General features: G+C 53.8%; 27 protein-coding genes. 17 read left to right on the forward strand and 10 right to left on the reverse strand.

What is annotated here, in order from left to right; all coding sequences use genetic code 11:
• Positions 1-128: 128 nt before the first annotated feature.
• Positions 129-416, reverse strand: coding sequence for a DUF1471 family protease activator YjfN (gene yjfN, locus FU672_RS19470; RefSeq protein WP_080328798.1), 288 nt, complete (start codon positions 414-416; stop codon positions 129-131).
• Positions 417-553: 137 nt separating this feature from the next.
• Positions 554-883 (reverse strand): biofilm peroxide resistance protein BsmA, encoded by a 330-nt coding sequence (gene bsmA / locus FU672_RS19475; RefSeq protein ID WP_029740376.1) that lies wholly within the window; start codon positions 881-883, stop codon positions 554-556.
• A gap of 137 nt (positions 884-1,020) precedes the next feature.
• Between bsmA and yjfP the strand changes: the two genes are divergently transcribed.
• Positions 1,021-1,743 (forward strand): esterase, encoded by a 723-nt coding sequence (yjfP, locus tag FU672_RS19480; RefSeq protein WP_148244461.1) that lies wholly within the window; start codon positions 1,021-1,023, stop codon positions 1,741-1,743.
• On the opposite strand, the gene ulaR is transcribed toward yjfP, so the two are convergent.
• Entirely contained in the window at positions 1,740-2,495 is a 756-nt protein-coding gene (gene ulaR / locus FU672_RS19485; protein ID WP_148244462.1) for an HTH-type transcriptional regulator UlaR, read from the reverse strand. The genes yjfP and ulaR overlap by 4 nt on opposite strands.
• A gap of 110 nt (positions 2,496-2,605) precedes the next feature.
• On the reverse strand, positions 2,606-3,670 hold the full coding sequence (ulaG, locus tag FU672_RS19490) for an L-ascorbate 6-phosphate lactonase (RefSeq protein WP_010427455.1): 1,065 nt from the start codon (positions 3,668-3,670) through the stop codon (positions 2,606-2,608).
• A gap of 359 nt (positions 3,671-4,029) precedes the next feature.
• Between ulaG and ulaA the strand changes: the two genes are divergently transcribed.
• The 6 genes from ulaA to FU672_RS19520 are packed head-to-tail and all read left to right on the forward strand — an operon-like array spanning position 4,030 to position 8,436.
• Positions 4,030-5,430 carry a PTS ascorbate transporter subunit IIC gene (ulaA, locus tag FU672_RS19495; RefSeq protein WP_148244463.1) on the forward strand — a complete coding sequence of 467 codons (1,401 nt, stop codon included), beginning with the start codon at positions 4,030-4,032 and terminating at the stop codon, positions 5,428-5,430.
• A gap of 12 nt (positions 5,431-5,442) precedes the next feature.
• Positions 5,443-5,748 carry a PTS ascorbate transporter subunit IIB gene (gene ulaB / locus FU672_RS19500; protein WP_001577590.1) on the forward strand — a complete coding sequence of 102 codons (306 nt, stop codon included), beginning with the start codon at positions 5,443-5,445 and terminating at the stop codon, positions 5,746-5,748.
• 8 nt (positions 5,749-5,756) lie between these two features.
• Positions 5,757-6,224 (forward strand): PTS ascorbate transporter subunit IIA, encoded by a 468-nt coding sequence (ulaC, locus tag FU672_RS19505; RefSeq protein ID WP_013095304.1) that lies wholly within the window; start codon positions 5,757-5,759, stop codon positions 6,222-6,224.
• Between the two features lie 12 nt (positions 6,225-6,236).
• Positions 6,237-6,887 (forward strand): 3-keto-L-gulonate-6-phosphate decarboxylase UlaD, encoded by a 651-nt coding sequence (gene ulaD / locus FU672_RS19510; RefSeq protein WP_148244464.1) that lies wholly within the window; start codon positions 6,237-6,239, stop codon positions 6,885-6,887.
• Positions 6,888-6,896: 9 nt separating this feature from the next.
• A complete protein-coding gene (locus tag FU672_RS19515) occupies positions 6,897-7,757 on the forward strand; it encodes an L-ribulose-5-phosphate 3-epimerase (protein WP_148244465.1) in 861 nt (286 codons plus the stop codon).
• The gene (locus FU672_RS19520; protein ID WP_148244466.1) at positions 7,750-8,436 is read left to right on the forward strand and encodes an L-ribulose-5-phosphate 4-epimerase; all 687 of its coding nucleotides are present in this window, start codon (positions 7,750-7,752) and stop codon (positions 8,434-8,436) included. Before FU672_RS19515 ends, FU672_RS19520 begins: the two co-directional genes overlap by 8 nt.
• A 140-nt stretch (positions 8,437-8,576) precedes the next feature.
• Here the strand turns inward: FU672_RS19520 and yjfY are convergent, their stop codons facing one another.
• Positions 8,577-8,852, reverse strand: coding sequence for a DUF1471 family protein YjfY (yjfY, locus tag FU672_RS19525; protein ID WP_010427445.1), 276 nt, complete (start codon positions 8,850-8,852; stop codon positions 8,577-8,579).
• Positions 8,853-9,193: 341 nt separating this feature from the next.
• Between yjfY and rpsF the strand changes: the two genes are divergently transcribed.
• From rpsF to rplI, 4 genes are read left to right on the forward strand one after another with little or no spacing between them, the layout of a single operon-like run.
• On the forward strand, positions 9,194-9,589 hold the full coding sequence (rpsF, locus tag FU672_RS19530; RefSeq protein WP_148244467.1) for a 30S ribosomal protein S6: 396 nt from the start codon (positions 9,194-9,196) through the stop codon (positions 9,587-9,589).
• 6 nt (positions 9,590-9,595) lie between these two features.
• Complete coding sequence (gene priB / locus FU672_RS19535) at positions 9,596-9,910, forward strand: primosomal replication protein N (protein WP_008502895.1); 315 nt, start codon at positions 9,596-9,598, stop codon at positions 9,908-9,910.
• A 4-nt stretch (positions 9,911-9,914) separates the two neighbouring features.
• Positions 9,915-10,142 carry a 30S ribosomal protein S18 gene (gene rpsR / locus FU672_RS19540; protein ID WP_000135199.1) on the forward strand — a complete coding sequence of 76 codons (228 nt, stop codon included), beginning with the start codon at positions 9,915-9,917 and terminating at the stop codon, positions 10,140-10,142.
• A 41-nt stretch (positions 10,143-10,183) separates the two neighbouring features.
• Positions 10,184-10,633, forward strand: coding sequence for a 50S ribosomal protein L9 (rplI, locus tag FU672_RS19545; RefSeq protein WP_023310148.1), 450 nt, complete (start codon positions 10,184-10,186; stop codon positions 10,631-10,633).
• Positions 10,634-10,701: 68 nt separating this feature from the next.
• On the opposite strand, the gene FU672_RS19550 is transcribed toward rplI, so the two are convergent.
• On the reverse strand, positions 10,702-11,346 hold the full coding sequence (locus tag FU672_RS19550; protein ID WP_063409286.1) for an OapA family protein: 645 nt from the start codon (positions 11,344-11,346) through the stop codon (positions 10,702-10,704).
• Positions 11,347-11,579: 233 nt separating this feature from the next.
• On the opposite strand from FU672_RS19550, the gene bamJ reads away from it, so the two are divergent.
• Entirely contained in the window at positions 11,580-12,200 is a 621-nt protein-coding gene (gene bamJ / locus FU672_RS19555) for a BamJ family beta-barrel-assembly machinery protein (RefSeq protein WP_187360834.1), read from the forward strand.
• A 311-nt stretch (positions 12,201-12,511) separates the two neighbouring features.
• Positions 12,512-13,921 carry a D-serine/D-alanine/glycine transporter gene (cycA, locus tag FU672_RS19560; protein ID WP_024907315.1) on the forward strand — a complete coding sequence of 470 codons (1,410 nt, stop codon included), beginning with the start codon at positions 12,512-12,514 and terminating at the stop codon, positions 13,919-13,921.
• A 96-nt stretch (positions 13,922-14,017) separates the two neighbouring features.
• Here the strand turns inward: cycA and ytfE are convergent, their stop codons facing one another.
• Positions 14,018-14,680, reverse strand: coding sequence for an iron-sulfur cluster repair protein YtfE (gene ytfE, locus FU672_RS19565; protein ID WP_148244469.1), 663 nt, complete (start codon positions 14,678-14,680; stop codon positions 14,018-14,020).
• 244 nt (positions 14,681-14,924) lie between these two features.
• On the opposite strand from ytfE, the gene FU672_RS19570 reads away from it, so the two are divergent.
• Entirely contained in the window at positions 14,925-16,571 is a 1,647-nt protein-coding gene (locus FU672_RS19570) for a methyl-accepting chemotaxis protein (protein WP_148244470.1), read from the forward strand.
• Between the two features lie 87 nt (positions 16,572-16,658).
• On the opposite strand, the gene FU672_RS19575 is transcribed toward FU672_RS19570, so the two are convergent.
• From FU672_RS19575 to FU672_RS19585, 3 genes are all read right to left on the reverse strand, one after another.
• Positions 16,659-17,624, reverse strand: a complete 966-nt coding sequence (locus tag FU672_RS19575; protein WP_148244471.1) for a DMT family transporter — start codon at positions 17,622-17,624, stop codon at positions 16,659-16,661.
• Positions 17,625-17,699: 75 nt separating this feature from the next.
• A complete protein-coding gene (locus tag FU672_RS19580; RefSeq protein WP_148244472.1) occupies positions 17,700-18,524 on the reverse strand; it encodes an AraC family transcriptional regulator in 825 nt (274 codons plus the stop codon).
• Between the two features lie 48 nt (positions 18,525-18,572).
• Positions 18,573-19,616 (reverse strand): GlxA family transcriptional regulator, encoded by a 1,044-nt coding sequence (locus FU672_RS19585; RefSeq protein WP_262349029.1) that lies wholly within the window; start codon positions 19,614-19,616, stop codon positions 18,573-18,575.
• A 176-nt stretch (positions 19,617-19,792) separates the two neighbouring features.
• On the opposite strand from FU672_RS19585, the gene FU672_RS19590 reads away from it, so the two are divergent.
• The 3 genes from FU672_RS19590 (at position 19,793) to FU672_RS19600 (ending at position 23,046) form a co-directional block, all read left to right on the forward strand.
• Positions 19,793-21,691 carry a beta-ketoacyl synthase gene (locus FU672_RS19590; RefSeq protein WP_148244473.1) on the forward strand — a complete coding sequence of 633 codons (1,899 nt, stop codon included), beginning with the start codon at positions 19,793-19,795 and terminating at the stop codon, positions 21,689-21,691.
• 91 nt (positions 21,692-21,782) lie between these two features.
• A complete protein-coding gene (locus FU672_RS19595) occupies positions 21,783-22,193 on the forward strand; it encodes a hypothetical protein (RefSeq protein ID WP_148244474.1) in 411 nt (136 codons plus the stop codon).
• A gap of 25 nt (positions 22,194-22,218) precedes the next feature.
• Positions 22,219-23,046 (forward strand): iron-containing redox enzyme family protein, encoded by an 828-nt coding sequence (locus FU672_RS19600; RefSeq protein WP_148244475.1) that lies wholly within the window; start codon positions 22,219-22,221, stop codon positions 23,044-23,046.
• Positions 23,047-23,068 lie beyond the last annotated feature (22 nt).

Here is a 23,068-nt window from a genome sequence, read left to right on the forward strand (position 1 = left end):
AGGGATTACGTTTACTCAATTAATGTAACAAAATGTTATTTTATTGTTCTTAATTGGTTTTATATAAGATAAAAAATTTGCAAAAGCGAAAAGCCACTAAAAATAAGTGGCTTTTATCAGGAAGGATATTACACGTAGAGAATGGCCTGTACCCGCCAGTGGTCGATATGGTTATCTTCCTGCATCTGGATGATGCGATACCATGAAGCACCCTGCTCATCGGCCTTTAATGCCACGATACGTTCAACGTCTTGCGGGCTCCCCGAGATATTATTCACGGAGATCTGGCCAATTTCATTCAGGCCAGTCACACAATCAGCACTGGCGAATTCTGCTGACTGCGCGGTGGTGCTCACCAGGCCTGCTGAGAGCAACAGTGAGGTCAAAGCAAGAGTTCGTTTCATCGTCAGCTCCATTTTCACATATATCCGGTATCCGCCGGGCAATCCTTCGCAAATAAACTCCCTTCCATTGACGCGGGCATGGAGTTTATTGTGGACAGGAAAATGTCTATGGACGCAAAGCAGTGTAAATCTCGTTCAAAGGAAAACCATTATTTACGGTACAAAATGGCCTGTGAATACCACTGTCCCGTTATGATGGTTTCGTCGATCATAATGATGACGTAATAATCTGCTTTGGCGGCGACGGCTTGTGCTTTTATTGCCGATTCTGCGTCATCCGGAGAGCCGCGAACCAGCGCGGAGATGGTGCCCATTCGTTGTAATCCTTCCGTCTGATTACGACGAATCTCCTGTGGATGATCGGCGACCGGTGGAGCGGGTTGCGGCGTTCCCTGCAGCGCGCTACAGCCACTCAGCAGAAACACCAGCAATAAAGCAGCAAACCTGCGCATAACCATATCTCGTTTCCTGATAGCCATAGTGTAGTTGTCTGTGAATTTAGTTTTAGGGGAATGTTCCCGAAGTGTTATCTGGGACGTATATTTCGAATGAAAATGACGTGAAAGCGTAACCCAGTTCTCAACATTATGAATCATACATTCGCACAGGGTCGACAATGATTGAAATTGAAATACGCCGCCTCGGCGACCATGAAATTTTACACGCGATGCCAGCGGGTAAACGTGATAAACCGCTGCCTGTTGTGGTTTTTTATCACGGGTTTACCTCATCGAAGCTGGTTTACAGTTATTTTGCGGTAGCGCTGGCACAGGCGGGTTTTCGCGTGGTGATGCCAGATGCACCTGACCACGGCGCACGCTTTATGGGTAACGAACATGCGCGGCTGGGGCAGTTCTGGCAGATTCTGCACGGTAGCCTGACCGAGTTTGCCGGGCTGCGCGATGCGCTTTATGAGGCTGGGCTGGTGGCCGACAATCGTCTGGCGGTAGCCGGGGCGTCGATGGGCGGTATGACGGCGCTGGGGATTATGACGCATCATCCTGAAGTGAAGTCTGTCGCCTGTCTGATGGGCTCGGGCTACTTTACGTCGCTGGCGAAGACGCTTTTTCCCCCTCAGGATTTAACGGAAATGACCGCGACGCTGGCAGAGTGGGAAGTGACCCGGGCATTGCCACGCGTGGCCGATCGCCCGCTGCTGCTGTGGCACGGTGACGCGGATGATGTGGTCCCGCCTGAGGGAACCTTCCGTCTGCAGCAGGCGTTAATGAATGAAGGATTGGACGGTAATCTGACCTGTCTGTGGGAACCGGGCGTCCGCCACCGCATCACGCCAACGGCGCTGGACGCCACGGTGGCCTTTTTCCGCCAGCACCTTTAAACACGCAGAACTTTCACCCCCAGATCTTCCAGCTTCTGGAGGATCTCAGGGTTGGCTCCTTTGCCGGTGATCACCATGTCGATCTGTTCGGCACGGCTGAATAACATCCCTGCGCGCTCGCCCACTTTGCTGCTGTCGACCAGCACAACGAGTTTGCCCACAACGTTAAGCATGTTTTGCTCCGCCATCGCGGTCAGCATATCGGTTTTATACAGGCCATCCGCCGTCAGGCCTTTGCCGCTGGTAAACATCCAGTGCCCGGCATAGAGACTGTTTTCGCTGTCCTGGGGGCTAAGGGTGATGGACTGGCTTTTGTTGTACTGGCCGCCCATGATCACCACGCTCTCATGCTCCTGATCGATGAGATAGTTGGCGAGCGGTAAGTAGTTGGTGATGATTTGCACCGGCTTGCCGCACATTTCACGACCCAACAGAAACGCCGTGGAGCCGCAGTTGATGACCACGCTCTCACCGGGATTCACCAGCTGCGACGCGGCTCTGGCGATTCGTACTTTTTCATCATGATTCTGCGCCTGATGAATATTCATCGGCGTCCAGCGGGGGCGCTGCTGGCTGATGGCTTCGGCGCCGTTGCGGACCTTTTTCAGCTTGCCGCTTTCATCCAGCTTGTTGATGTCCCGCCGCGCCGTTGCCGGGGAGATCCCTAAACGTTCGATCACTTTCTCGACGGTGATAAACCCGGTCTGCGCCAGGAGTTCCAGGAGAATTTGATGCCGTTGCGCTTCCGTCATGAGCTATTCCGATAAGAATTGATTTGAAAAGATGATATTTGAAATAGCGTGAAATTACTAAAAGAAATATGGCATCGCCAGACATCACGTCTGGCGATTTGGCTGCACAATCAGAGGAAGGACTTGAACGGCAGGTCTGGCTCAATGGTGAAGCAATCATCGAAACCACGTGGGTAATGATATTCCAGATTATCTTTGTCCAGTGGCCAGGTGAACTTGCCGCCGACCTGCCAGATGAACGGCTTGAAGCCATACTTCAGGCGGTCTTTTTTCATTTCCCACAGCACGCGGATTTCCTGCGGATCGGCCTGGAAGTTTGACCAGATATCGTGGTGGAACGGGATAACCACTTTGGTATTCAGCGCTTCCGCCATGCGCAGCATATCGGCGCTGGTCATTTTGTCGGTAATGCCGCGCGGGTTCTCGCCGTAGGAGCCTAGCGCCACGTCAATCTGGTGCTCGTTACCGTGCTTCGCGTAATAGTTGGAGTAGTGAGAGTCACCGCTGTGGTACAGGGAACCGCCAGGGGTTTTAAACAGGTAGTTGACCGCACGCTCATCCATACCGTCCGGCAGTACGCCCGCGGCTTTCTGGTCGGCTGGCAGGGTAATCAATGCAGTACGGTCAAAGGCATCCAGAGCATGGATTTCAATATCTTTGATTTTCACCACGTCGCCAGGCTTCATCACGATACAGCGCTCTTTCGGCACACCCCAGCCAATCCAGAGATCCACGCAGGTCTGTGGCCCGATAAACGGCACGTCGTCCGCGCAGTTTTGCATCACCGCTGCCGCCACGTTCACGTCGATATGATCGTTGTGATCGTGAGTAGAGAGCACGGCGTCGATCTGGCGAATGGCAAACGGATCAAGCACAAAAGGCGTGGTACGCAGGTTCGGCTGGAGCTTTTCAACACCGGCCATACGCTGCATCTGATGGCCTTTTTTCATCAGCGGGTTGCCGTGGCTCTGTTTGCCGGTGCCGCACCAGAAATCGACGCAGATATTGGCGCCACCCTCTGATTTCAGCCAGATACCGGTACAGCCCAGCCACCACATTGCAAACGTGCCAGGAGCAACCTGTTCCTGCTCGATCTCTTCATTCAGCCAGCTGCCCCACTCCGGGAAGGTGCTCAGAATCCATGACTCACGGGTGATGGTGTTCACTTTACTCATCGTTTTGACTCCTGGGTTTAATCAAAAGTAATCATTTGGTGATTTGTTGTGATTAATGCTGGCACCATTTGATGCGCTTTGCAATGGCAAAAATGCGGAATTTTATCTGCTCGACTTCACGGACTCTCAGCTTTTTCCTTGTTAGACTATCCTGTATTAAACATTAATTGCATGAATTATAAAGATTAATCCATTTTTCATGTACGGTAGTGAAAATCATTACTAACACCATGGAAATAATTTGCGTGATACGTCACAAATAATCAAATGCAATCTTGTGGTGATTATTTGTGATTACTAGAGTGATGGCACCAACCACACAGGGATTGCCCCTCGTGTTCTCATTTCTGGAGAGAGTTATGGAGATCCTCTACAACGTCTTTACCGTGTTCTTTAATCAGGTAATGACCAACGCCCCGCTGTTGCTGGGTATCGTGACGTGCCTGGGCTATATCCTGCTGCGCAAAAGCGTCAGTGTGATTATTAAAGGCACCATCAAAACCATTATCGGTTTCATGTTGTTGCAGGCGGGGTCAGGCATTCTGACCAGCACCTTTAAGCCGGTCGTCGCCAAAATGTCTGAGGTGTATGGCATCAACGGTGCCATCTCTGACACTTACGCCTCAATGATGGCGACCATTGAACGCATGGGTGATGCCTATAGCTGGGTGGGTTATGCGGTTCTGCTCGCCCTGGCGCTGAACATCATTTATGTTCTTCTGCGCCGCATTACCGGTATTCGCACCATCATGCTGACGGGACACATCATGTTCCAGCAGGCGGGGCTGATCGCGGTTTCTCTCTATATCTTCGGCTACCCAATGTGGACCACGATTATCTGCACCGCGGTGCTGGTTTCGCTCTACTGGGGTATCACCTCCAACATGATGTACAAGCCAACCCAGGAAGTGACTGACGGCTGTGGCTTTTCCATCGGCCACCAGCAGCAGTTCGCCTCCTGGATTGCCTATAAAGTTGCGCCGTACCTGGGCAAAAAAGAAGAGAGCGTTGAAGACCTTAAGCTGCCGGGCTGGCTGAATATCTTCCACGACAACATCGTCTCTACCGCGATTGTGATGACCATCTTCTTCGGCGCCATTCTGCTCTCCTTCGGCATTGACGTTGTTCAGGCGATGGCGGGTAAAACCCACTGGACGGTTTATATCCTGCAGACCGGCTTCTCCTTCGCGGTGGCTATTTTCATCATCACTCAGGGCGTGCGTATGTTCGTCGCCGAACTGTCGGAAGCCTTCAACGGTATCTCCCAGCGCCTGATCCCTGGCGCGGTGCTGGCCATCGACTGTGCCGCAATCTACAGCTTCGCGCCAAACGCGGTGGTCTGGGGCTTTATGTGGGGCACCATCGGCCAGCTGATTGCGGTGGGCATCCTGGTCGGCTGTGGCTCCTCAATCCTGATTATTCCTGGCTTTATCCCGATGTTCTTCTCCAACGCCACCATCGGCGTCTTCGCTAACCACTTCGGCGGCTGGCGTGCGGCGCTCAAGATCTGCCTGGTGATGGGCATGGTGGAAATCTTCGGTTGCGTGTGGGCGGTCAAGCTCACCGGTATGAGCGCCTGGATGGGCATGGCGGACTGGTCAATTCTGGCACCGCCGATGATGCAGGGCTTTGCCTCTGTCGGGCTGGCTTTTATGGCCGTCATCATCCTGATTGCTCTGGCTTATATGTTCTTCGCTGGCCGTTCGCTGCGAGCTGAAGAAGATGCGGAAAAACAAACAGCAGAAGTGTCTGCTCATTAAGGAGTTTCGATTATGACCGTACGTATCCTGGCTGTGTGTGGCAATGGGCAAGGCAGCTCCATGATCATGAAGATGAAAGTGGACCAGTTTTTAACCCAGTCAAACATCGACCACACGGTGAACAGCTGCGCAGTGGGTGAATACAAAAGTGAACTGAACGGCGCGGACATCATCATCGCCTCTACCCACATCGCCGGTGAAATCACCGTGACGGGTAATAAATATGTCGTGGGCGTGCGCAACATGCTGTCGCCTGCGGATTTCGGACCAAAACTGCTGGAAGTGATCAAAGCGCACTTCCCTCAGGACGTGAAGTAAGGAGCCCCATGAAACTACGTGATTCGCTGGCGGAAAATAATTCCATCCTTTTACAGGCCGAGGCCAGCACCTGGCAGGAAGCGGTGAAGCTGAGCGTGGATCTGCTGGTTAAGGCTGACGTTGTTGAGCCGCGTTACTACCAGGCCATTCTTGATGGCGTGGCGCAGCACGGCCCTTACTTTGTGATAGCGCCAGGGCTGGCAATGCCGCACGGGCGTCCTGAAGAGGGCGTGAAGAAAACCGGCTTTGCGCTGGTGACGCTGAAAACGCCGCTGGTGTTTAACCACGAAGATAACGACCCGGTCGACATTCTGATCACCATGGCCGCCGTCGATGCCAACACCCATCAGGAAGTGGGCATCATGCAGATCGTCAATCTGTTTGATGATGAAGCTAATTTTGACCGTTTACGTGCCTGCCGCACTGAGCAGGAAGTGCTGGATTTAATTGATAACGCCACAGCGGCGGCAGTCTAAGAGGAATTGAACATGTCATTACCCATGTTGCAGGTTGCGCTGGATAACCAAACGTTGTCCCACGCTTACGAAACCACCCGCCTGATCGCGGAAGAAGTCGATATCATCGAAGTGGGCACCATTCTGTGCGTAGGCGAGGGCGTGCGTGCCGTTCGCGACCTGAAGGCGCTCTATCCGCATAAAATCGTGCTGGCGGATGCCAAAATCGCCGACGCAGGCAAAATCCTCTCCCGCATGTGCTTCGAAGCCAACGCCGACTGGGTCACCGTCATCTGCTGTGCGGATATCAACACCGCCAAAGGCGCGCTGGACGTGGCAAACGAGTTTAACGGCGACGTGCAGATTGAGCTGACCGGTTTCTGGACCTGGGAGCAGGCCCAGGAGTGGCGCGATGCGGGCATTCAGCAGGTGGTGTATCACCGTAGCCGTGATGCGCAGGCCGCAGGCGTGGCGTGGGGCGACGCGGATATCAGCGCCATCAAACGTCTGGCCGATATGGGCTTCAAAGTCACCGTCACCGGCGGTCTGGCGCTGGAAGATCTGCCGCTGTTCCAGGGTATCCCGATTCACGTCTTTATTGCCGGTCGTAGCATTCGTGATGCGGCGTCTCCGGTGGAAGCGGCGCGTCAGTTCAAACGCTCAATCGCTCAGCTTTGGGGCTAAGGAGCGGATATGTTGTCAAAACAGATCCCGCTTGGCATCTATGAAAAGGCACTCCCTGCGGGGGAGTGCTGGCTGGAGCGGTTACAACTGGCAAAACAGCTGAGTTTCGATTTTGTCGAAATGTCCGTGGATGAGACGGACGAGCGTCTCTCTCGCCTCGACTGGAGCCGCGAACGGCGCCTGGCGCTGGTGAGTGCCATCGCTGAAACGGGCGTGCGCGTGCCGTCCATGTGCCTGAGCGCCCATCGTCGTTTTCCTCTCGGCAGTGAAGACGATGCCGTGCGCGCACAGGGGCTGGCGATCATGCGTAAAGCCATTCGCTTTGCGCAGGACGTGGGTATCCGCGTGATCCAACTGGCGGGTTATGACGTTTATTATCAGGAAGCCAACGATGAAACGCGCCGTCGTTTCCGTGACGGTCTGAAAGAGAGCGTTGAGATGGCAAGCCGCGCGCAGGTCACGCTGGCGATGGAGATCATGGACTACCCGTTGATGAACTCCATCAGCAAGGCGCTGGGCTACGCGCACTATCTGAATAACCCGTGGTTCCAGCTTTATCCGGATATCGGCAACCTGTCGGCATGGGATAACGACGTGCAGATGGAACTGCAGGCAGGCAGCGGGCATATCGTGGCGGTGCACGTCAAAGATACCCGTCCTGGCGTGTTTAAAAACGTACCGTTCGGCACCGGGGTGGTGGATTTCGAACGGTGCTTCGAGACGCTCAAGCAGACTGGCTATTGCGGGCCTTACCTGATTGAGATGTGGAGCGAGACGTCGGACGACCCGGCAGCGGAAGTGGCGAAGGCGCGGGACTGGGTGCGCGAACGTATGGCGCGGGCGGGTTTGCTGGAGGCTGAACATGCTTAAGCTTAAACAGCAGGTCTTTGAAGCCAACATGGATCTGCCGCGTTATGGTCTGGTCACGTTCACCTGGGGCAACGTGAGCGCTATCGACCGCGAGCAGGGTCTGGTAGTGATCAAGCCGAGCGGTGTGGCGTATGACACCATGAAAGCAGAGGATATGGTGGTGGTGGATTTCGAAGGGCATGTAGTTGACGGCAAATGGCGACCTTCATCAGATACCGCAACCCATCTGGCGCTATACCGGCGTTATCCGTCCCTTGGCGGCGTGGTGCATACCCACTCCACGCACGCGACGGCCTGGGCACAGGCAGGGCTGCCCATCCCGGCGCTGGGCACGACCCACGCGGACTACTTCTTTGGCGACATCCCCTGCACGCGCGCATTAACGCAGGATGAAGTGGAAGGGGAGTACGAGCTCAACACCGGAAAGGTGATTATCGATACGCTGGGAAAATGTGAGCCGCTGCATACGCCGGGTATTGTGGTCTATCAGCACGGTCCGTTCTCCTGGGGAAAAGATGCCCACGACGCCGTCCATAATGCGGTCGTCATGGAGGAAGTAGCACGCATGGCGTGGATTGCCCGCGGCATCAACCCACAGCTTCAGGGCATTGATGACTACCTGATGAACAAGCATTTCATGCGCAAGCACGGCCCGGATGCCTACTACGGGCAGAAGTGAATAAGTGCTCTGGAATACCAAAACAGTTGTAACCGGTGGTATTCCGGAGCCATTCACAAAAAAAAGCCCCCGGGCAGGGGGGCAACGTCAACTATGGCTATGTTCTCGTTGTTGGCTTTCCTGGTGCTAGCGTTAAAACGTTATCGGTAAATATCTGCACTGGCGTGCATATTGCCGTTGCTGCCGGGCTCACGGGTTAACATCACGTGGTAATAGGTTGCGCCCTGCGCATCGGTTTCTTCGTTTAATGCCTGATCTGCTTCACTTTCCGTGGCGAAATTATGATTGATGTAAATTACGCCCAAGCTTTGCACATCATCCATGTTTCTGGCCTGTCGGCTGTCTATCTTGATGGCTGCCATCGCGTTTGCACTGAGCAAAAGCGCCGCCATTATGGCTAATGCGATTTTTTTCATGATATGCGCTCCACGACTACGTGCTGCGAGAGGGGGGATGCTCCTTCTTTAATTCAGGCGATCTCTGATTAAAGTGTAATCACTCATCCGGCGGGGATGCGTGACCATTTCTGATGCAGTTGTTCAAAAAAACAACGCTTCCGGGTGTGACCAATTTTAAATCACCCACTTAGACCCGCTTCGCGCTTTGTGCGAATTATTTGTGCAATCAGCTTGAGTTTCCAGGGGCGCGCAAGTATTATGACGCGTCAATTTTTCAGCCGACCTTTAACACGTTCCTTGCCTCCCCGGGCCTCGGCTGACCCAGACAGGAGGCTGAATAATCCGTAAGGAGCAATTCGATGCGTCATTACGAAATCGTTTTTATGGTCCATCCTGACCAGAGCGAACAGGTTCCGGCTATGATCGAGCGTTACTCTGCTGCCATCACTGGTGCAGAAGGCACGATCCATCGTCTGGAAGACTGGGGCCGCCGTCAGCTGGCTTACCCGATCAACAAACTGCACAAAGCACACTACGTTCTGATGAACGTTGAAGCGCCGCAGGAAGTGATCGATGAGCTGGAAACTACCTTCCGCTTCAACGATGCCGTTATCCGCAGCATGGTTATGCGTACCAAAAACGCAGTTACCGAAGCATCTCCGATGGTTAAAGCGAAAGACGAGCGCCGTGAGCGTCGCGATGATTTCGCAAACGAAACCGCAGATGATTCTGATGCTGGGGATTCTGAAGAGTAATTTCTGATGACCAACCGTCTGGCGTTGTCCGGCATCGTATGCAGGGCTCCCCTTCGAAAGGTCAGTCCATCAGGAATTCCGCATTGCCAGTTCGTGCTTGAGCATCGTTCTGTGCAAGAGGAAGCCGGGTTTCACCGGCAGGCGTGGTGCCAAATGCCCGTTATTATTAGCGGACACGAAAACCAGGCCATTACTCACAGTTTAACGGTCGGTAGCGCAGTAATCGTTCAGGGGTTCATTTCTTGCCACAAGGCAAAGAACGGCCTGAGCAAAATGGTTCTGCATGCCGAGCAGATTGATTTGATAGATTCTGGAGACTAGCCATATGGCACGTTATTTCCGTCGTCGCAAGTTCTGCCGTTTCACCGCGGAAGGCGTTCAAGAGATCGACTATAAAGATATCGCAACGCTGAAAAACTACATCACCGAAAGCGGTAAGATTGTCCCAAGCCGTATCACCGGTACTCGTGCAAAATACCAGCGTCAGCTGGCTCGCGCTATCAAACGCGCTCGCTACCTGTCCCTGCTGCCGTACACTGATCGTCATCAGTAATCGGGCACGGTCCATTAATACGACTTTAAGAGGATAAGGTAATGCAAGTTATTCTGCTTGATAAAGTAGCAAACCTGGGCAGCCTGGGTGATCAGGTTAACGTTAAAGCGGGTTACGCACGTAACTTCCTGGTTCCACAGGGTAAAGCTGTTCCAGCTACCAAGAAAAACGTAGAGTTTTTCGAAGCACGTCGCGCTGAACTGGAAGCCAAACTGGCTGACGTTCTGGCGGCTGCTAACGCTCGCGCTGAAGCAATCAACGCACTGGGCACCGTTACCATCGCGTCTAAATCTGGCGACGAAGGTAAACTGTTCGGTTCCATCGGTACCCGCGATATCGCTGATGCAGTTTCTGCAGCAGGCGTTAAAGTGGCTAAGAGCGAAGTTCGTCTGCCGAACGGCGTTCTGCGTACCACTGGTGAGCACGAAGTTGACTTCCAGGTTCACAGCGAAGTGTTCGCTAAACTGGTTGTTAACGTTGTAGCTGAGTAATTTTTTACTCTGCTCACGTTGAAACGCCGGCCTTGTGCCGGCGTTTTGCTTTTTACAGAATGGTGCCCTTAACGCGCCCTGATAAAACTGCCGTCTGGCTGGCGGGTAAACAGCACCTGTTGCCCATTTCCTGTATCAATCGTTAACCCCGTCACCACACCGCTGGCATTCTGGCGAATCTGCACCATCTGTCCATTCTGCAGGTTACTGAGCGGTTTACCCGCACCTTCCACCTTCGCCATGGCATACACGTCAGTCGGCGGCAGGTTGTGATCCCGGAACAGCTGTGCCAGGGTTTTGCCCGGCTCTACGCGATAGGAACGCCACTGTTGCTCAATGCCGGTGGGCTGTTGCGTCTGAGGCTGAGAGGGGGCGGCGGCTTGATCCTGCGGCTGTTCATCCTGAATGGGCTCTGGCTCAACCGGCGCGACCTGACCCGGATCGTTAGACGGGGTGACAAGCTGCGTCTGCATTGGCTGCGCGTCAGGCTGCGGCCGCGTCTGCGACTGAATGTCCAGTTGGGCATTGCGGGTGACGGGTGCGGTATCGACATCATCGCCCCCGGAAGGCAGCAGGAAGCCCACGATCACCATCAGCGCGCCAATGATGATCCCTCTGCGGTGCAGAGGAGGCAGCGGGTCCATGATGCGAAAATTGTCCGGCGCCTGCCAGATTTTCGCCAGGGTAGGTTTCAGTTCAAATCGCCCGGGCATGGCACTCCTCCTGCTCCGCGTATTTTTTATCCTGTGCCCCGAAGTATAGTTCGCTAACTGCCTGAACGGCGTAGTAAACCCGACATCCGTGACATCAGTTCGGGATTAATCCTGGTTATCTCTATTGTTTCTGTTTCGTCGCGGTTTGTCACCTTAACTTCAGACAAAGTTTTACCCATAAGGGCATGGCTGATATGCTGCCCGCTACTTTAAATGTGATGGAAGGAAAACCCATGACCACCCCGACTTTTGACACTATCGAAGCGCAGGCAAGTTACGGTATCGGCTTGCAGGTAGGACAGCAGCTGAGCGAATCCGGCCTGGAAGGTCTGTTACCAGAAGCGCTGGTGGCGGGTATCGCTGACGCGCTTGAAGGCAAACAGCCTGCCGTTCCGGTTGACGTCGTGCACCGTGCGCTGCGTGAAATCCACGAACGTGCTGACGCCGTGCGTCGTGAGCGCTTTGAAGAGATGGCCGCCGAAGGTGTGAAATATCTGGAAGAGAACCGCGAGCGTGACGGTGTGAACAGCACCGAGTCTGGTCTGCAGTTCCGCGTGATCAATCAAGGCGACGGTGCAATCCCGGCACGTACCGACCACGTTCGCGTACACTACACCGGTAAGCTGATCGACGGTACCGTCTTCGACAGCTCCGTGGCGCGCGGCGAACCGGCAGAATTCCCGGTGAATGGCGTCATCGCAGGCTGGATCGAAGCCCTGACCCTGATGCCAGTCGGTTCCAAATGGGAACTGACTATCCCGCATAACCTGGCTTACGGCGAGCGCGGCGCTGGCGCATCCATCCCGCCATTCAGCACCCTGGTCTTTGAAGTCGAGCTGCTGGAAATTCTGTAATCGACTTTTCTTATTTCCTCTCCCCGGTTTGGGAGAGGAAAATAGTGTAAAAACCTATAGTTACGGTGCTATCAACATTTTATCTTGCAAACGAAACTGTTGCGTGTATTTTTGTGAGCTGTTTCGCGCTGTATGAGTGATATGACACTCACTTTCAACATATTATTAACATAATATCTAAATCATAGTATTCATCCCGCCGATTCTTACCTAATATCGATTAGCCCTTACAAGGGAACGTCATCTTTTGACGTATTTAAAGGCCAGAAGAGCCTTAACAACACAGACAGGCATAAACAGGAAAATATCACATGGTAGATCAGGTCAAAGTCGTCGCCGACGAAGAGGCGTCGTCTGAACAGTCGCTACGGCGCAATCTCACAAACCGTCATATTCAGCTCATTGCGATTGGGGGTGCCATCGGTACCGGGCTGTTTATGGGGTCAGGCAAAACCATCAGTCTCGCCGGGCCGTCAATCATATTCGTTTATATGATTATCGGTTTTATGCTGTTCTTCGTGATGCGTGCAATGGGTGAATTGCTGCTCTCGAACCTCGAATACAAATCCTTTAGCGACTTCGCTTCTGACCTGCTCGGGCCGTGGGCGGGCTATTTCACTGGCTGGACCTACTGGTTCTGCTGGGTTGTCACCGGTATGGCGGACGTCGTGGCGATTACCGCCTACGCGCAGTTCTGGTTCCCGGGGCTGTCGGACTGGGTCGCCTCGCTGGCGGTCATTGTTCTGCTGCTGAGCCTTAACCTTGCCACCGTCAAAATGTTCGGTGAGATGGAGTTCTGGTTCGCGATGATCAAAATCGTAGCGATTGTCGGGCTCATCGTTGTCGGTCTGGTGATGGTTCTCACCCACTTCCAGTCGCCAACGGGCGTTCAGGCGTCGTTTACCCATCTGTGGAATGACGGTGGCTGGTTCCCTAAAGGCATTAGCGGCTTCTTCGCCGGGTTCCAGATCGCGGTATTTGCTTTCGTGGGCATTGAGCTGGTGGGCACCACGGCAGCGGAGACTAAAGATCCCGAGAAGTCTCTCCCGCGCGCCATTAACTCTATTCCGGTTCGTATCATCATGTTCTACGTCTTCGCGCTGGTCATTATTATGTCCGTGACGCCGTGGAGTTCCGTGGTACCCACCAAGAGCCCGTTCGTTGAGCTGTTCGTGCTGGTAGGCTTACCTGCTGCCGCGAGCCTGATTAACTTCGTGGTGCTGACCTCTGCTGCCTCCTCTGCTAACAGCGGCGTATTCTCCACCAGCCGTATGCTGTTTGGTCTGGCGCAGGAAGGCGTGGCGCCGAGCGCGTTCGCCAAGCTGTCTAAGCGTGCGGTACCGGCAAAAGGGTTGACCTTCTCCTGCATGTGCCTGCTGGGCGGTGTGGTGATGCTCTACGTGAACCCAAGCGTGATTGGCGCGTTCACCATGATTACCACGGTCTCTGCGATCCTGTTTATGTTCGTCTGGACCATCATCCTCTGTTCATACCTGGTGTACCGCAAGCAGCGTCCACACCTGCATGAAAAATCGATCTACAAGATGCCGCTGGGTAAGCTGATGTGCTGGGTGTGCATGGCATTCTTCGTCTTCGTGCTGGTTCTGCTGACGCTGGAAGATGATACCCGTCAGGCGCTCATCGTCACGCCGCTGTGGTTTATCGCGCTGGGGCTGGGCTGGGTGTTTATCGGTAAGAAACGTATGGCAGGCGTAAGGTAAAAGCAAAACGGCAACTTCGGTTGCCGTTTTTAGTTATTGCACCCTCTCCCCGTGGGAGAGGGCCGGGGTGAGGGCATCAGGCCGTAGCGGCCTTTATTATTCCCCAGCTAATGCCCGCGGGAACAGAACGTTGTTCTCAAGACTGATGTGTTCCATCAAGTCGTCGATCATTTCGTTAATGCCGTTGTACATCGCTTTCCACGTTGTGCACGCTTCAGGCGGCGGTGTAACGTTGTGGGTGGTGTGTTTGATCACGTCCAGCAGTTCACCCGCGTCATCGTGCTCGCTTTCCATTACGCTGATAGGCCCCATCGCCTGGCTTCCCATTCCCTGTTTAATCATCGGGAAGAGGATCTGCTCTTCTTTCATCATGTGGCTGGAAAGCTCTTCGTGCAGCAGGGTCAGGTACTTCGCCAGACCGCGCGGTACGGAGGATTTGTCGGCATGCACGCGCTCCACTTTGGTCGCCTGCAGGATCAGTTCCGGCAGCTGTTCACGGTGACGGTCATGGTATCGCACGATGATATGGTCGATGATTTCAGCGAGTGGGGCGGTTCGCCAGTCTTTGTCGACGGGCTGCTCGGCCAGTTGCGCCAGCTCTGCTTCAATCACCTCAACGTCCAGCTCTTTGCGTGAGGCCGCACGCGCCAGGGTTTGCTTACCGCCGCAGCAGTAATCCATATCGTATTTACGGAACAGCGCAGAAGCGCGAGGAATGGAGAGCGCCAGCTCGCCAAGGGGTTGGTCGCGAAAGGCCATAGCAGTTACCTCGTCATTAATAATATAAGATGTATATTAAATGCATCTTTAAGGCAGCGCTATAACCCTTTAGAGGGAAGGGGGAAAGTGAGAAGCGGATCACAAAAAAATACTCCTTTTAACTCTCTGAATGGACTTAGGAAAGTGGTTTAGAAACTTTTTAAAGGTGTAGAAACAGTAAACAACCCGCCGCGCCTGCCGATATATCCACGTCAGACAAACCTGCATATAACAAAGGCAACGCATGTTTAAACGTATAAAAGTCATTACCCTTCTGATTTCGGTGCTGCTTGTGCTCGGTATCATGCAAGTGATTTCCGCCGGTATCTTTATCAACGCGCTGAATAACGATAAAGACAACTTCACCGTGTCGCAGCTCTCCAGCAAGAACGTGGCGGAGTTTACCGATGCGTGGATCAGTCTGAACCAGGCCCGCGTCACCCTGAACCGCGGAATGTTGCGCCTGCAAAGCAGCGTGGCCTCTCAAATTAACGGCGGTCAGCTGAATGAGCTGGTGACGACGGCGAAAAATCTGCTGACTGAAGCACAGGTCCATTACGATAAATACTATGCTTTGCCAAATACGCCAGGCCTGGATGAGAACCTGACTAACCAACTCGAAGAGCAGTACCGCATTTACTCTGCAACGCTGACCCAAATGAATGTTTTGCTGAGCCAGGGCAATCTGGAAGATATGTTCAAGCAGAATGCAGAACAAAAGCAAAACGCGATGCAGACGGTTTATCGTGAATGGCGTGAAGCGCAGGCCGCACTCACCGATAAAGGCATTCAGGATAATGAAAGTGATTACAAGCACATCCTGTGGATCCTCTCTGCGGTCATGGTACTGGTGATTATGGTCATTCTCTCCAGCTGGGTAGCTATGCGCCGCGTGCTGCTCCTGCCTCTGGAAGAGGTGATTAACCATATTCGCGCCATTGCGGCAGGGGATTTAACCCAGCCGATTCAGGCAGAGGGTAAAAATGAAATGGCCATCCTGGCGCGCAACGTTCAGGAGATGCAAACCTCGCTGGCGAACACCGTGGGTGTGGTGCGTGAAGGCGCAGATACTATTTACACCGGCGCAGGCGAAATCTCTGCGGGCAGCAACGATCTCTCTTCCCGTACCGAGCAGCAGGCCGCCTCTCTGGAAGAAACGGCAGCCAGCATGGAACAGCTGACGGCAACCGTGAAGCAGAACGCCGATAACGCGCGTCAGGCTTCGCGTCTGGCGCTGGACGCCTCCTCAACGGCGAAGAAGGGCGGTAACGTGGTGGAAGGCGTGGTGCGTACGATGGACGAAATCGCCACCAGCTCCAGTAAAATCGCGCAAATTACTAACGTGATCGACGGTATTGCCTTCCAGACTAACATTCTGGCGTTGAACGCGGCGGTGGAAGCGGCGCGCGCGGGCGAGCAGGGCCGTGGCTTTGCAGTCGTGGCTGGGGAAGTGCGTACTCTCGCACAGCGCAGCGCCCAGGCGGCGAAGGAGATCAAAGCGCTGATCGATGATTCCGGCGAACGCGTGAACGCGGGCTCTCAGCTGGTTAACGAAGCCGGGGAGACGATGGCAGAGATCGTCAATGCGGTCACCCGCGTTACCGACATCATGGGCGAAATTGCCTCGGCCTCTGACGAGCAGAGCCGCGGTATTGACCAGGTGGGCCAGGCGGTAGCCGAGATGGACCGTGTGATCCAGCAGAACGCCTCGCTGGTAGAGGAGTCTGCGGCCGCGGCGGCGGCGCTGGAAGATCAGGCTGCGCGCCTGAACGAAGCGGTGGCGGTGTTCAAAATCACCCGCAACCAGGCGGTTAAAGCGGCGCCGGTGAAAACCTATGTGCCAAAAGCGCAGCCCGCAGCGGCGGCTGAAGGGAACTGGGAAACGTTTTAACATCATGCCGGGTGGCGCTGGCGCTTACCCGGCCTACGAAACGGCTCCTTGTAGGCCGGGTAAGGCGGAGCCGCCACCCGGCAAAAATCACACCTCCGACGCCGGAACGACCCTCGGTTTTTCCGGCTTCGCTCTTACCGCCATCACCACCCCCACCACCAACAGCGCGATCCCGCAGGCCGTGAATAACGGCGGCACGCTCTGGCGCATCAGGAAGGTATAAAGCAGTCCGGCCAGGGTTTCGAAGACAATCAGCGGCCCTAAAATCACCGTCGGCAGCTTCTGGCTGGCAATGTTCCAGCACAGCGCGCCGACCCATGAGCACAGCACCGCAATCGCAACCATCAGGCCAATAAACACCCACGGTCTTGGCCCGAAGGGCTGGGCGAAGTCTGGCTGTTGATGGCCTAACCAGAGGCACGCGCCGGCATATCCCACCAGTGAGACGGGCAGCGTGACCAGCGCCTGCGCCGTCGCCCACATCATCGGGTGTTTGTCCGGGTTCTCCCGCAGCCAGCGCGCATTGCGCAGGGCATACCATGCCCAGCACGCCACGGAAATGAACGCCAGCACAATGCCAGAACCGTAACGCCACAGGTCAATATCCGCCTGCCCATGACGCAGCTCGGCAATGTTCACGCATACCAGCCCCACGGCGGTGCATACCAGCGCTGGCGCCATTTTTGACCACGCCAGTTTGCCATCGCGGTGGCTGTAGAGCAGGTTAGCAAAGACGGGGATAACGACCGGCAGGGTACCGATAATCATGGTAGATACCGGCGCACCGGTACGCTGAATGGCACTCGCGAGGCAAACGTAGTAGATAAGATTGCCCATCATGGTCAGCGCCAGCGCGGTACCCCAGTCCTGGCGGCTGAGCTGACGCAAGCGCGCGCGTCCCAGCCACGCCAGAGGCAGGGCAATCAGCCCCAGCGCCAGATAACGTCCGGTCGACTGCAGTATTGCAGGATACTCGGGCACGATCAGCGGGCCGACAAAAATCAGCCCCCACATCATCCCGGCCAGCAGGGCATACAACACACCACTAATCATTTTTCCATCCACAGGTATTTACGCTGTATGCAGTGTAGGAGGGGAAAATGCGCGCGTATTGTATGAGATTGCGCATTAGCGCCGGGTGACCTGCTTCTGGTAGCGCACGGGGGTAATGCCGTAGCGGTGGGTAAACGCGCGGGTTAAATGCGACTGGTCGGTCAGTCCGGTCGCGGCGGCGACCTCTGCCGCAGGCATGCCGTGCGTGAGGAACGCTTTGGCGCGCCAGAGGCGAATGGCCATCAGCATCTGGTGCGGCGTCACGTGAAAATGGGCTTTAAACTGGCGCTGGAAATGGTACGGGCTGAGCGAAACGACGCTGGCCAACTCGTCCAGCGTCAGGGCGCGCATATAGTTGTCGTGCAGATACTCGCGCACGCGTTCGAAGCGGTGCACGCCTTCCAGAACCACTGGCGCGTGATGGGCAAAAGGTCGGAAGGTCTCAATCAAATCCAGCAGCAATCCTTTTTGCGCAAGCGGATCGTCCGTGTGCCACAGGCCGTAAATGAGCCTGCCGATTTGCTGCGAGCGCAGCGGGTCATGACGCGTGACATCGCTAAACCACCAGTGCCGGAGGCCGGTCACCTCTTCCAGCAGGTCGGGTTCGATATAGACCATCCGGTAGCGCCAGCCGCCTTCGGTGGCGGATTCACCGGTATGGATCTCGTCCGGGTTCATGGTGACAACGGATTTTTCCGCCGCGAGATGCTGGGTACCGCGATAGCGAAAGCGTTCGGCACCGGTTTCAATCGTGCCGATCCCGAAGGCTTCATGGGTGTGAGGCTCAAAGGCGTAGTCAGAAATATGCGCGTGATAAAGCTCCAGGCCCGGCAGTTGCGCCAGATGGCGAAAGCGCGCGCTGTCCCTTTCATCAATAAACTGTTCCGGTACGCCTTGCACGGTGAGCCTCCTCGTGGTCATCTTTTCATTATCAGAGATGACCGGGGTTTATGCACTAAACATCTTTGCCCGGACTGTCTTACGGTAATCTCCCGGTGAAACCGTTGTTTTATGCTTAAACTGGCGATTAAAGTGCGCAATATCCTGATATCCAACCGCATTCGCGATCTCCTGAATGCACAGATTGGTGGATTGCAACATTGTCATGGCGGATTCAATTCTGGCGGTTAATAAATACTGCAGTGGAGACATATCGGTGGCATTTTTAAAGCGGCGATTGAAGTTGCGCAAACTCATGCCAGCCATATCTGCAAGATTTTGCATGGATATATCCGAGGCGCAGTTTGCTTTTATCCAGATTTGAATTTGAACAATGTCTTCATCCGGATGGGGTTTGTTTTCTTCACTGTAACATTGACGTTCAAACTGGCTACGAATTTCATGGAAAAATGTCCGTTGGGTATGTGTGGCTACACGTTTCCCGTATATCGTCTCTATAAAATGGATAGTCAGGTCTGACAGGGCTTTAACGCTTGCGGCACAGAAAATATTATCGGCCTGAGTGAGAAAATGTTTTGTTTGTAATTTTACGGTGGGGTAGTCGCGCGAGAATTGTTTGAAGTAGTGCCAGTGGGTGGTAGCGGGTTTCCCGTTGAGCAATCCCGACTCCGCCAGAAAACAGCAGCCCGTTCCGACGGCGGCGATGCGGGTTCCTCGCGCGGCCTGCTCGGTCAGCCATTCCAGAAGTTCAGGCTGTTGTCTGACCACTCCGCGAGGATTCCGCCACAGGGCAGGAAGATAGATAACGTCATAGTACCTGTCTGCGGCAAGGGTGGTATCGGCGGTAATGCTAAAGCCACTGTGCGTCAGGATGGGCTCGCTGTTGATGCCAATGGTATTCACCTTCAGAATATTCTCCGGGCGACAGAGCCTGAAGGGTGACTTCTCCGGTTTGTGTGGGTCTGCGTGGGATGTTGTTTTTTGCTCTGCTAAATAGCTACTGGCTGCGGCTTTCCACATTTCAATCGGAAGACTGAGACCGGAACTTAGCATACGTTCACATAACACAAATCCTATTTGTGTATTTGTCATTTTTGATTAATACCTGTTTTGACTATTATTTTTGGTAGCTCATCGTTGTCCTGGCCAAAAAAGTCAGCATTTTGGCTGGATTTTCATATTAGCTTTTGTTGGTAATTTGTAAACTAATATCTGAAATTATCGCACTTACTTAACAAAATAAATCCACGACCACTACAGGATGAATTATGGTGAAATTACCCGTAATAACGGCTTTTGGCGGCTATGGTCCAGCTGGTCGTAGTTCTTCCCATCATGCATTTCGTCGAATGATTATTGAGTCATTATCGGAAGAGGAAAGGCAGGAGACGTTATTATCGTTAGCCATCCTGATGGGCGTGCTTAAATATGACGAAGGTGGGTATTGCGACATTTCCGGTAAAAGATTTACACCTGCTCAGGCCGCCGCGAGGATAAAAGACGAGGCGCTTGAGGGGACCCTTATCAGAAAAATCACGCGCGACTATTTTGATGTCGATGCTATCACCAGCCATGCAAAATTGAATATGGTTTCAGGTGAAGAGGGATTCAGTTTTAATATATCTGCCAGACAATTACCTCAACCCTTACCGACGGGATGGCACGTTGAGGAATTAGCGGATCAGCGTGTCCGTATCACCGTTCAGGGAGAGATGGACTGTAAAATTGAGGCGTTGCTGCGCACGGAGGTTCAGGCTGCAGGACTGTTGCCGCAGGGATTTCGCCCGGGTGACCATTACAATTCGCAGTTCCATCCGCGGGCGTTACAAATGGCGATTGTTGGGGCGTCAGACGCCATCAACGCTCTGGGGATCCCGTGGCGAGAGATACAGGCAAATATCACACCGGATCAGCTCGGTGTCTATTCGGGCAATATCATGGGGCAGCTCGACGATTATGGCTTTGGCGGTATGCTGCAGTCGCGCCTGAAAGGCCATCGCGTCAGCGCCAAACAGTGTCCGCTGGGCCTGAACAGCATGTGCGCCGATTTCCTCAATGCGTATGTACTGGGTAGCGTCGGCCATACCAGCGCCACGCTGGGGGCATGCGCCACGTTTCTTTATAACCTGAATGCGGCAGTTGAAGATATCAAAGCGGGTCGCATTCGCGTTGCCGTCGTTGGCAGCGCCGAAGCGCCGATCACCTCAGAAGTGATTGAAGGATTCGATGCCATGGGCGCCCTGGCAACGGAGAGCAAGCTTAAGCACATTGATGAGACGGAAACGCCCGACTGGCGCAACAGCAGCCGCCCGTTTGGCAACAGCTGTGGTTTTGTGATCGCGGAATCCAGCCAGTATGTCGTGTTAATGGACGACGAGCTGGCGCTGCAGCTTGGCGCAGAGATCCACGGTTCGGTGGGGAATGTCTTCATCAACGCTGACGGCTTTAAACGTTCGATTGCTTCACCGGGGCCGGGAAACTACATCACCATGGCGAAAGCCGTAGCCTCTGCGGTATCGATGGCCGGGATGGAGACGGTGCAGAAGGGATCGTTTATTCAGGCGCACGGTTCAAGCACGCCGAAGAATTGCGTCTCCGAGGCGGATATTTTTGACCGTGTTGCGCAAGCCTTTTCGATTCGCGACTGGCCGGTGACGGCGGTGAAATCGTATCTCGGTCACTCCCTGGGGCCCGCCAGCGGTGACCAGTTGATTAGCTGCCTCGGGGTCTTCCGCTATGGTATTTTGCCGGGAATTAAAAGCGTGTCGCATATCGCGCCTCAGGTGAACAACGCACGCTTAACCATTCCTGTTCAGGACTGCAAATTAGAGGAAGGCCAGGGACAAATCGCCTTTATTAATTCAAAAGGCTTTGGCGGTAATAATGCCACGGGGGTGGTTTACTCGCCAAAGCTTACCCATCAATGGTTGCGCAAACGCTATGGGGAAGCGGTGTTTGCGGATTATCAGCAGCGTAACCGCCAGGTGCGACGTCAGGCAAACGCGTACGACGAGGCGGCTTCGCAGGGTGAACTCAATGTCATTTATCTGTTCGGCCAGCAGGGGATAAATGAGGAAGATATTAAGATTGATATGAATGGCATCACCATTCCCGGGTTTGAAAAACCGATAACGTACGCAACGGATAAAGAATACCCGGACTTTTAATCGTTATATCGGATTTTATTATTAATAAATAAAGGTGCTTGTATTTTCTCAGGCGCCTTACCTTTGTGCACCACTAAACAGGAGAAAGAGAGTGGCTAATCTCAGTGCAATACTGATTGCCTTTGGCTGGAGCGGTATTGTTGTCGGCATAATGATGGGTGGATTAATGGGCATGTACGCCTTTAAGGGACCGTTTCGCGCCCCCAAAGGACATGAGAATTATACCGATTTAAATCGCAGGATGTTAAGGCTGGCACATATTGCCTTTATTATGCTGCCGTTAATATCAATGCTCTATGGCATGTGTATTGATGACCTCGCCGTGTCTTATATCTATAAATATTATGCTGTTATTTGCATGATGATACTTTCGGTTGGTATTCCGGTTCTCCTGATTGCGTCGTGTTTTTATCTGCCATTTAAATATGTGCAGGTTATACCGTTTAGCTGTGGAATGTATGCGTTAGTCATAATGGCTATTGGCAGGGTTTCCGCCCTGTAAACTATCACCTACCTGAGATATAAAAATGAAAACGTTACTGAATACCCGCCAGCTGGGTCGGGAAGCTATTGTCGCGACCGTCGATAAGCGCGTTTATACAGAAAACCGCGCATTTTCCAACAGGCTTATTGACCGGATTGAATCCCATCCGCTGATGCGCAGCCCTATTTTGTCAAAAATGAACAGCGGTGAAGTCGATCTTCAACAGATGCGCGTATTCCATCTGGAGTTTTATCACGCTTTTGCGCAAGTCTTTACCGATGCCGTTATTGAAGCGTTAAGCGCGGCGAAACAGCTGGAAGCTCCGCTGGGCGCGCAGGCGAAAATGGCGGCCCGTTTTCTGCTGCAAATCAACCTGCTGGATGAGCTGGGCTTCCACCCTGGCGAAGACGCCGAAGGCAATTACAACGGTCAGCCCGCGCTGGCGCACTACGTCCAGTTCTTTACGACCATCCAGCAACTGGGGATGACGGAACACGAGGTGAAATCCTGGCTGCCGATGTCCAGCTCCCTGGCCTGCCGCGCGACCTTTGAAAACGCTTATGGCGACTATACCCAGCTGGTGGGTTTGCTGGCCGTGGCCGAGACCGTCTTCCATGACTTTGCCACACCGTGGGCCAAAGGCGTTGATAAAGCAACGGATATTGACGTCACGAAGGGCTATCACAGCATCCATGTAGAAAGCGAAACGGGAGAGTCCATTGAAGATGGTCACTCCGAAGATGCATGGATCCTGTTCTGCCAGGCGCTGACTGAAGACCGCTATGCCGAGATGGAACAGCGCGTTGATCTCTGGCTGAAGGTATGGAACGACTTCTGTAACGATCTGCTGGCTGGCCGCGCCGGAAAATAATCTTCCCACCCTCATTACATTT

It is taken from the genome of Enterobacter asburiae, from assembly GCF_008080435.1.
Taxonomy (GTDB): Bacteria; Pseudomonadota; Gammaproteobacteria; order Enterobacterales; family Enterobacteriaceae; genus Enterobacter; species Enterobacter asburiae_C.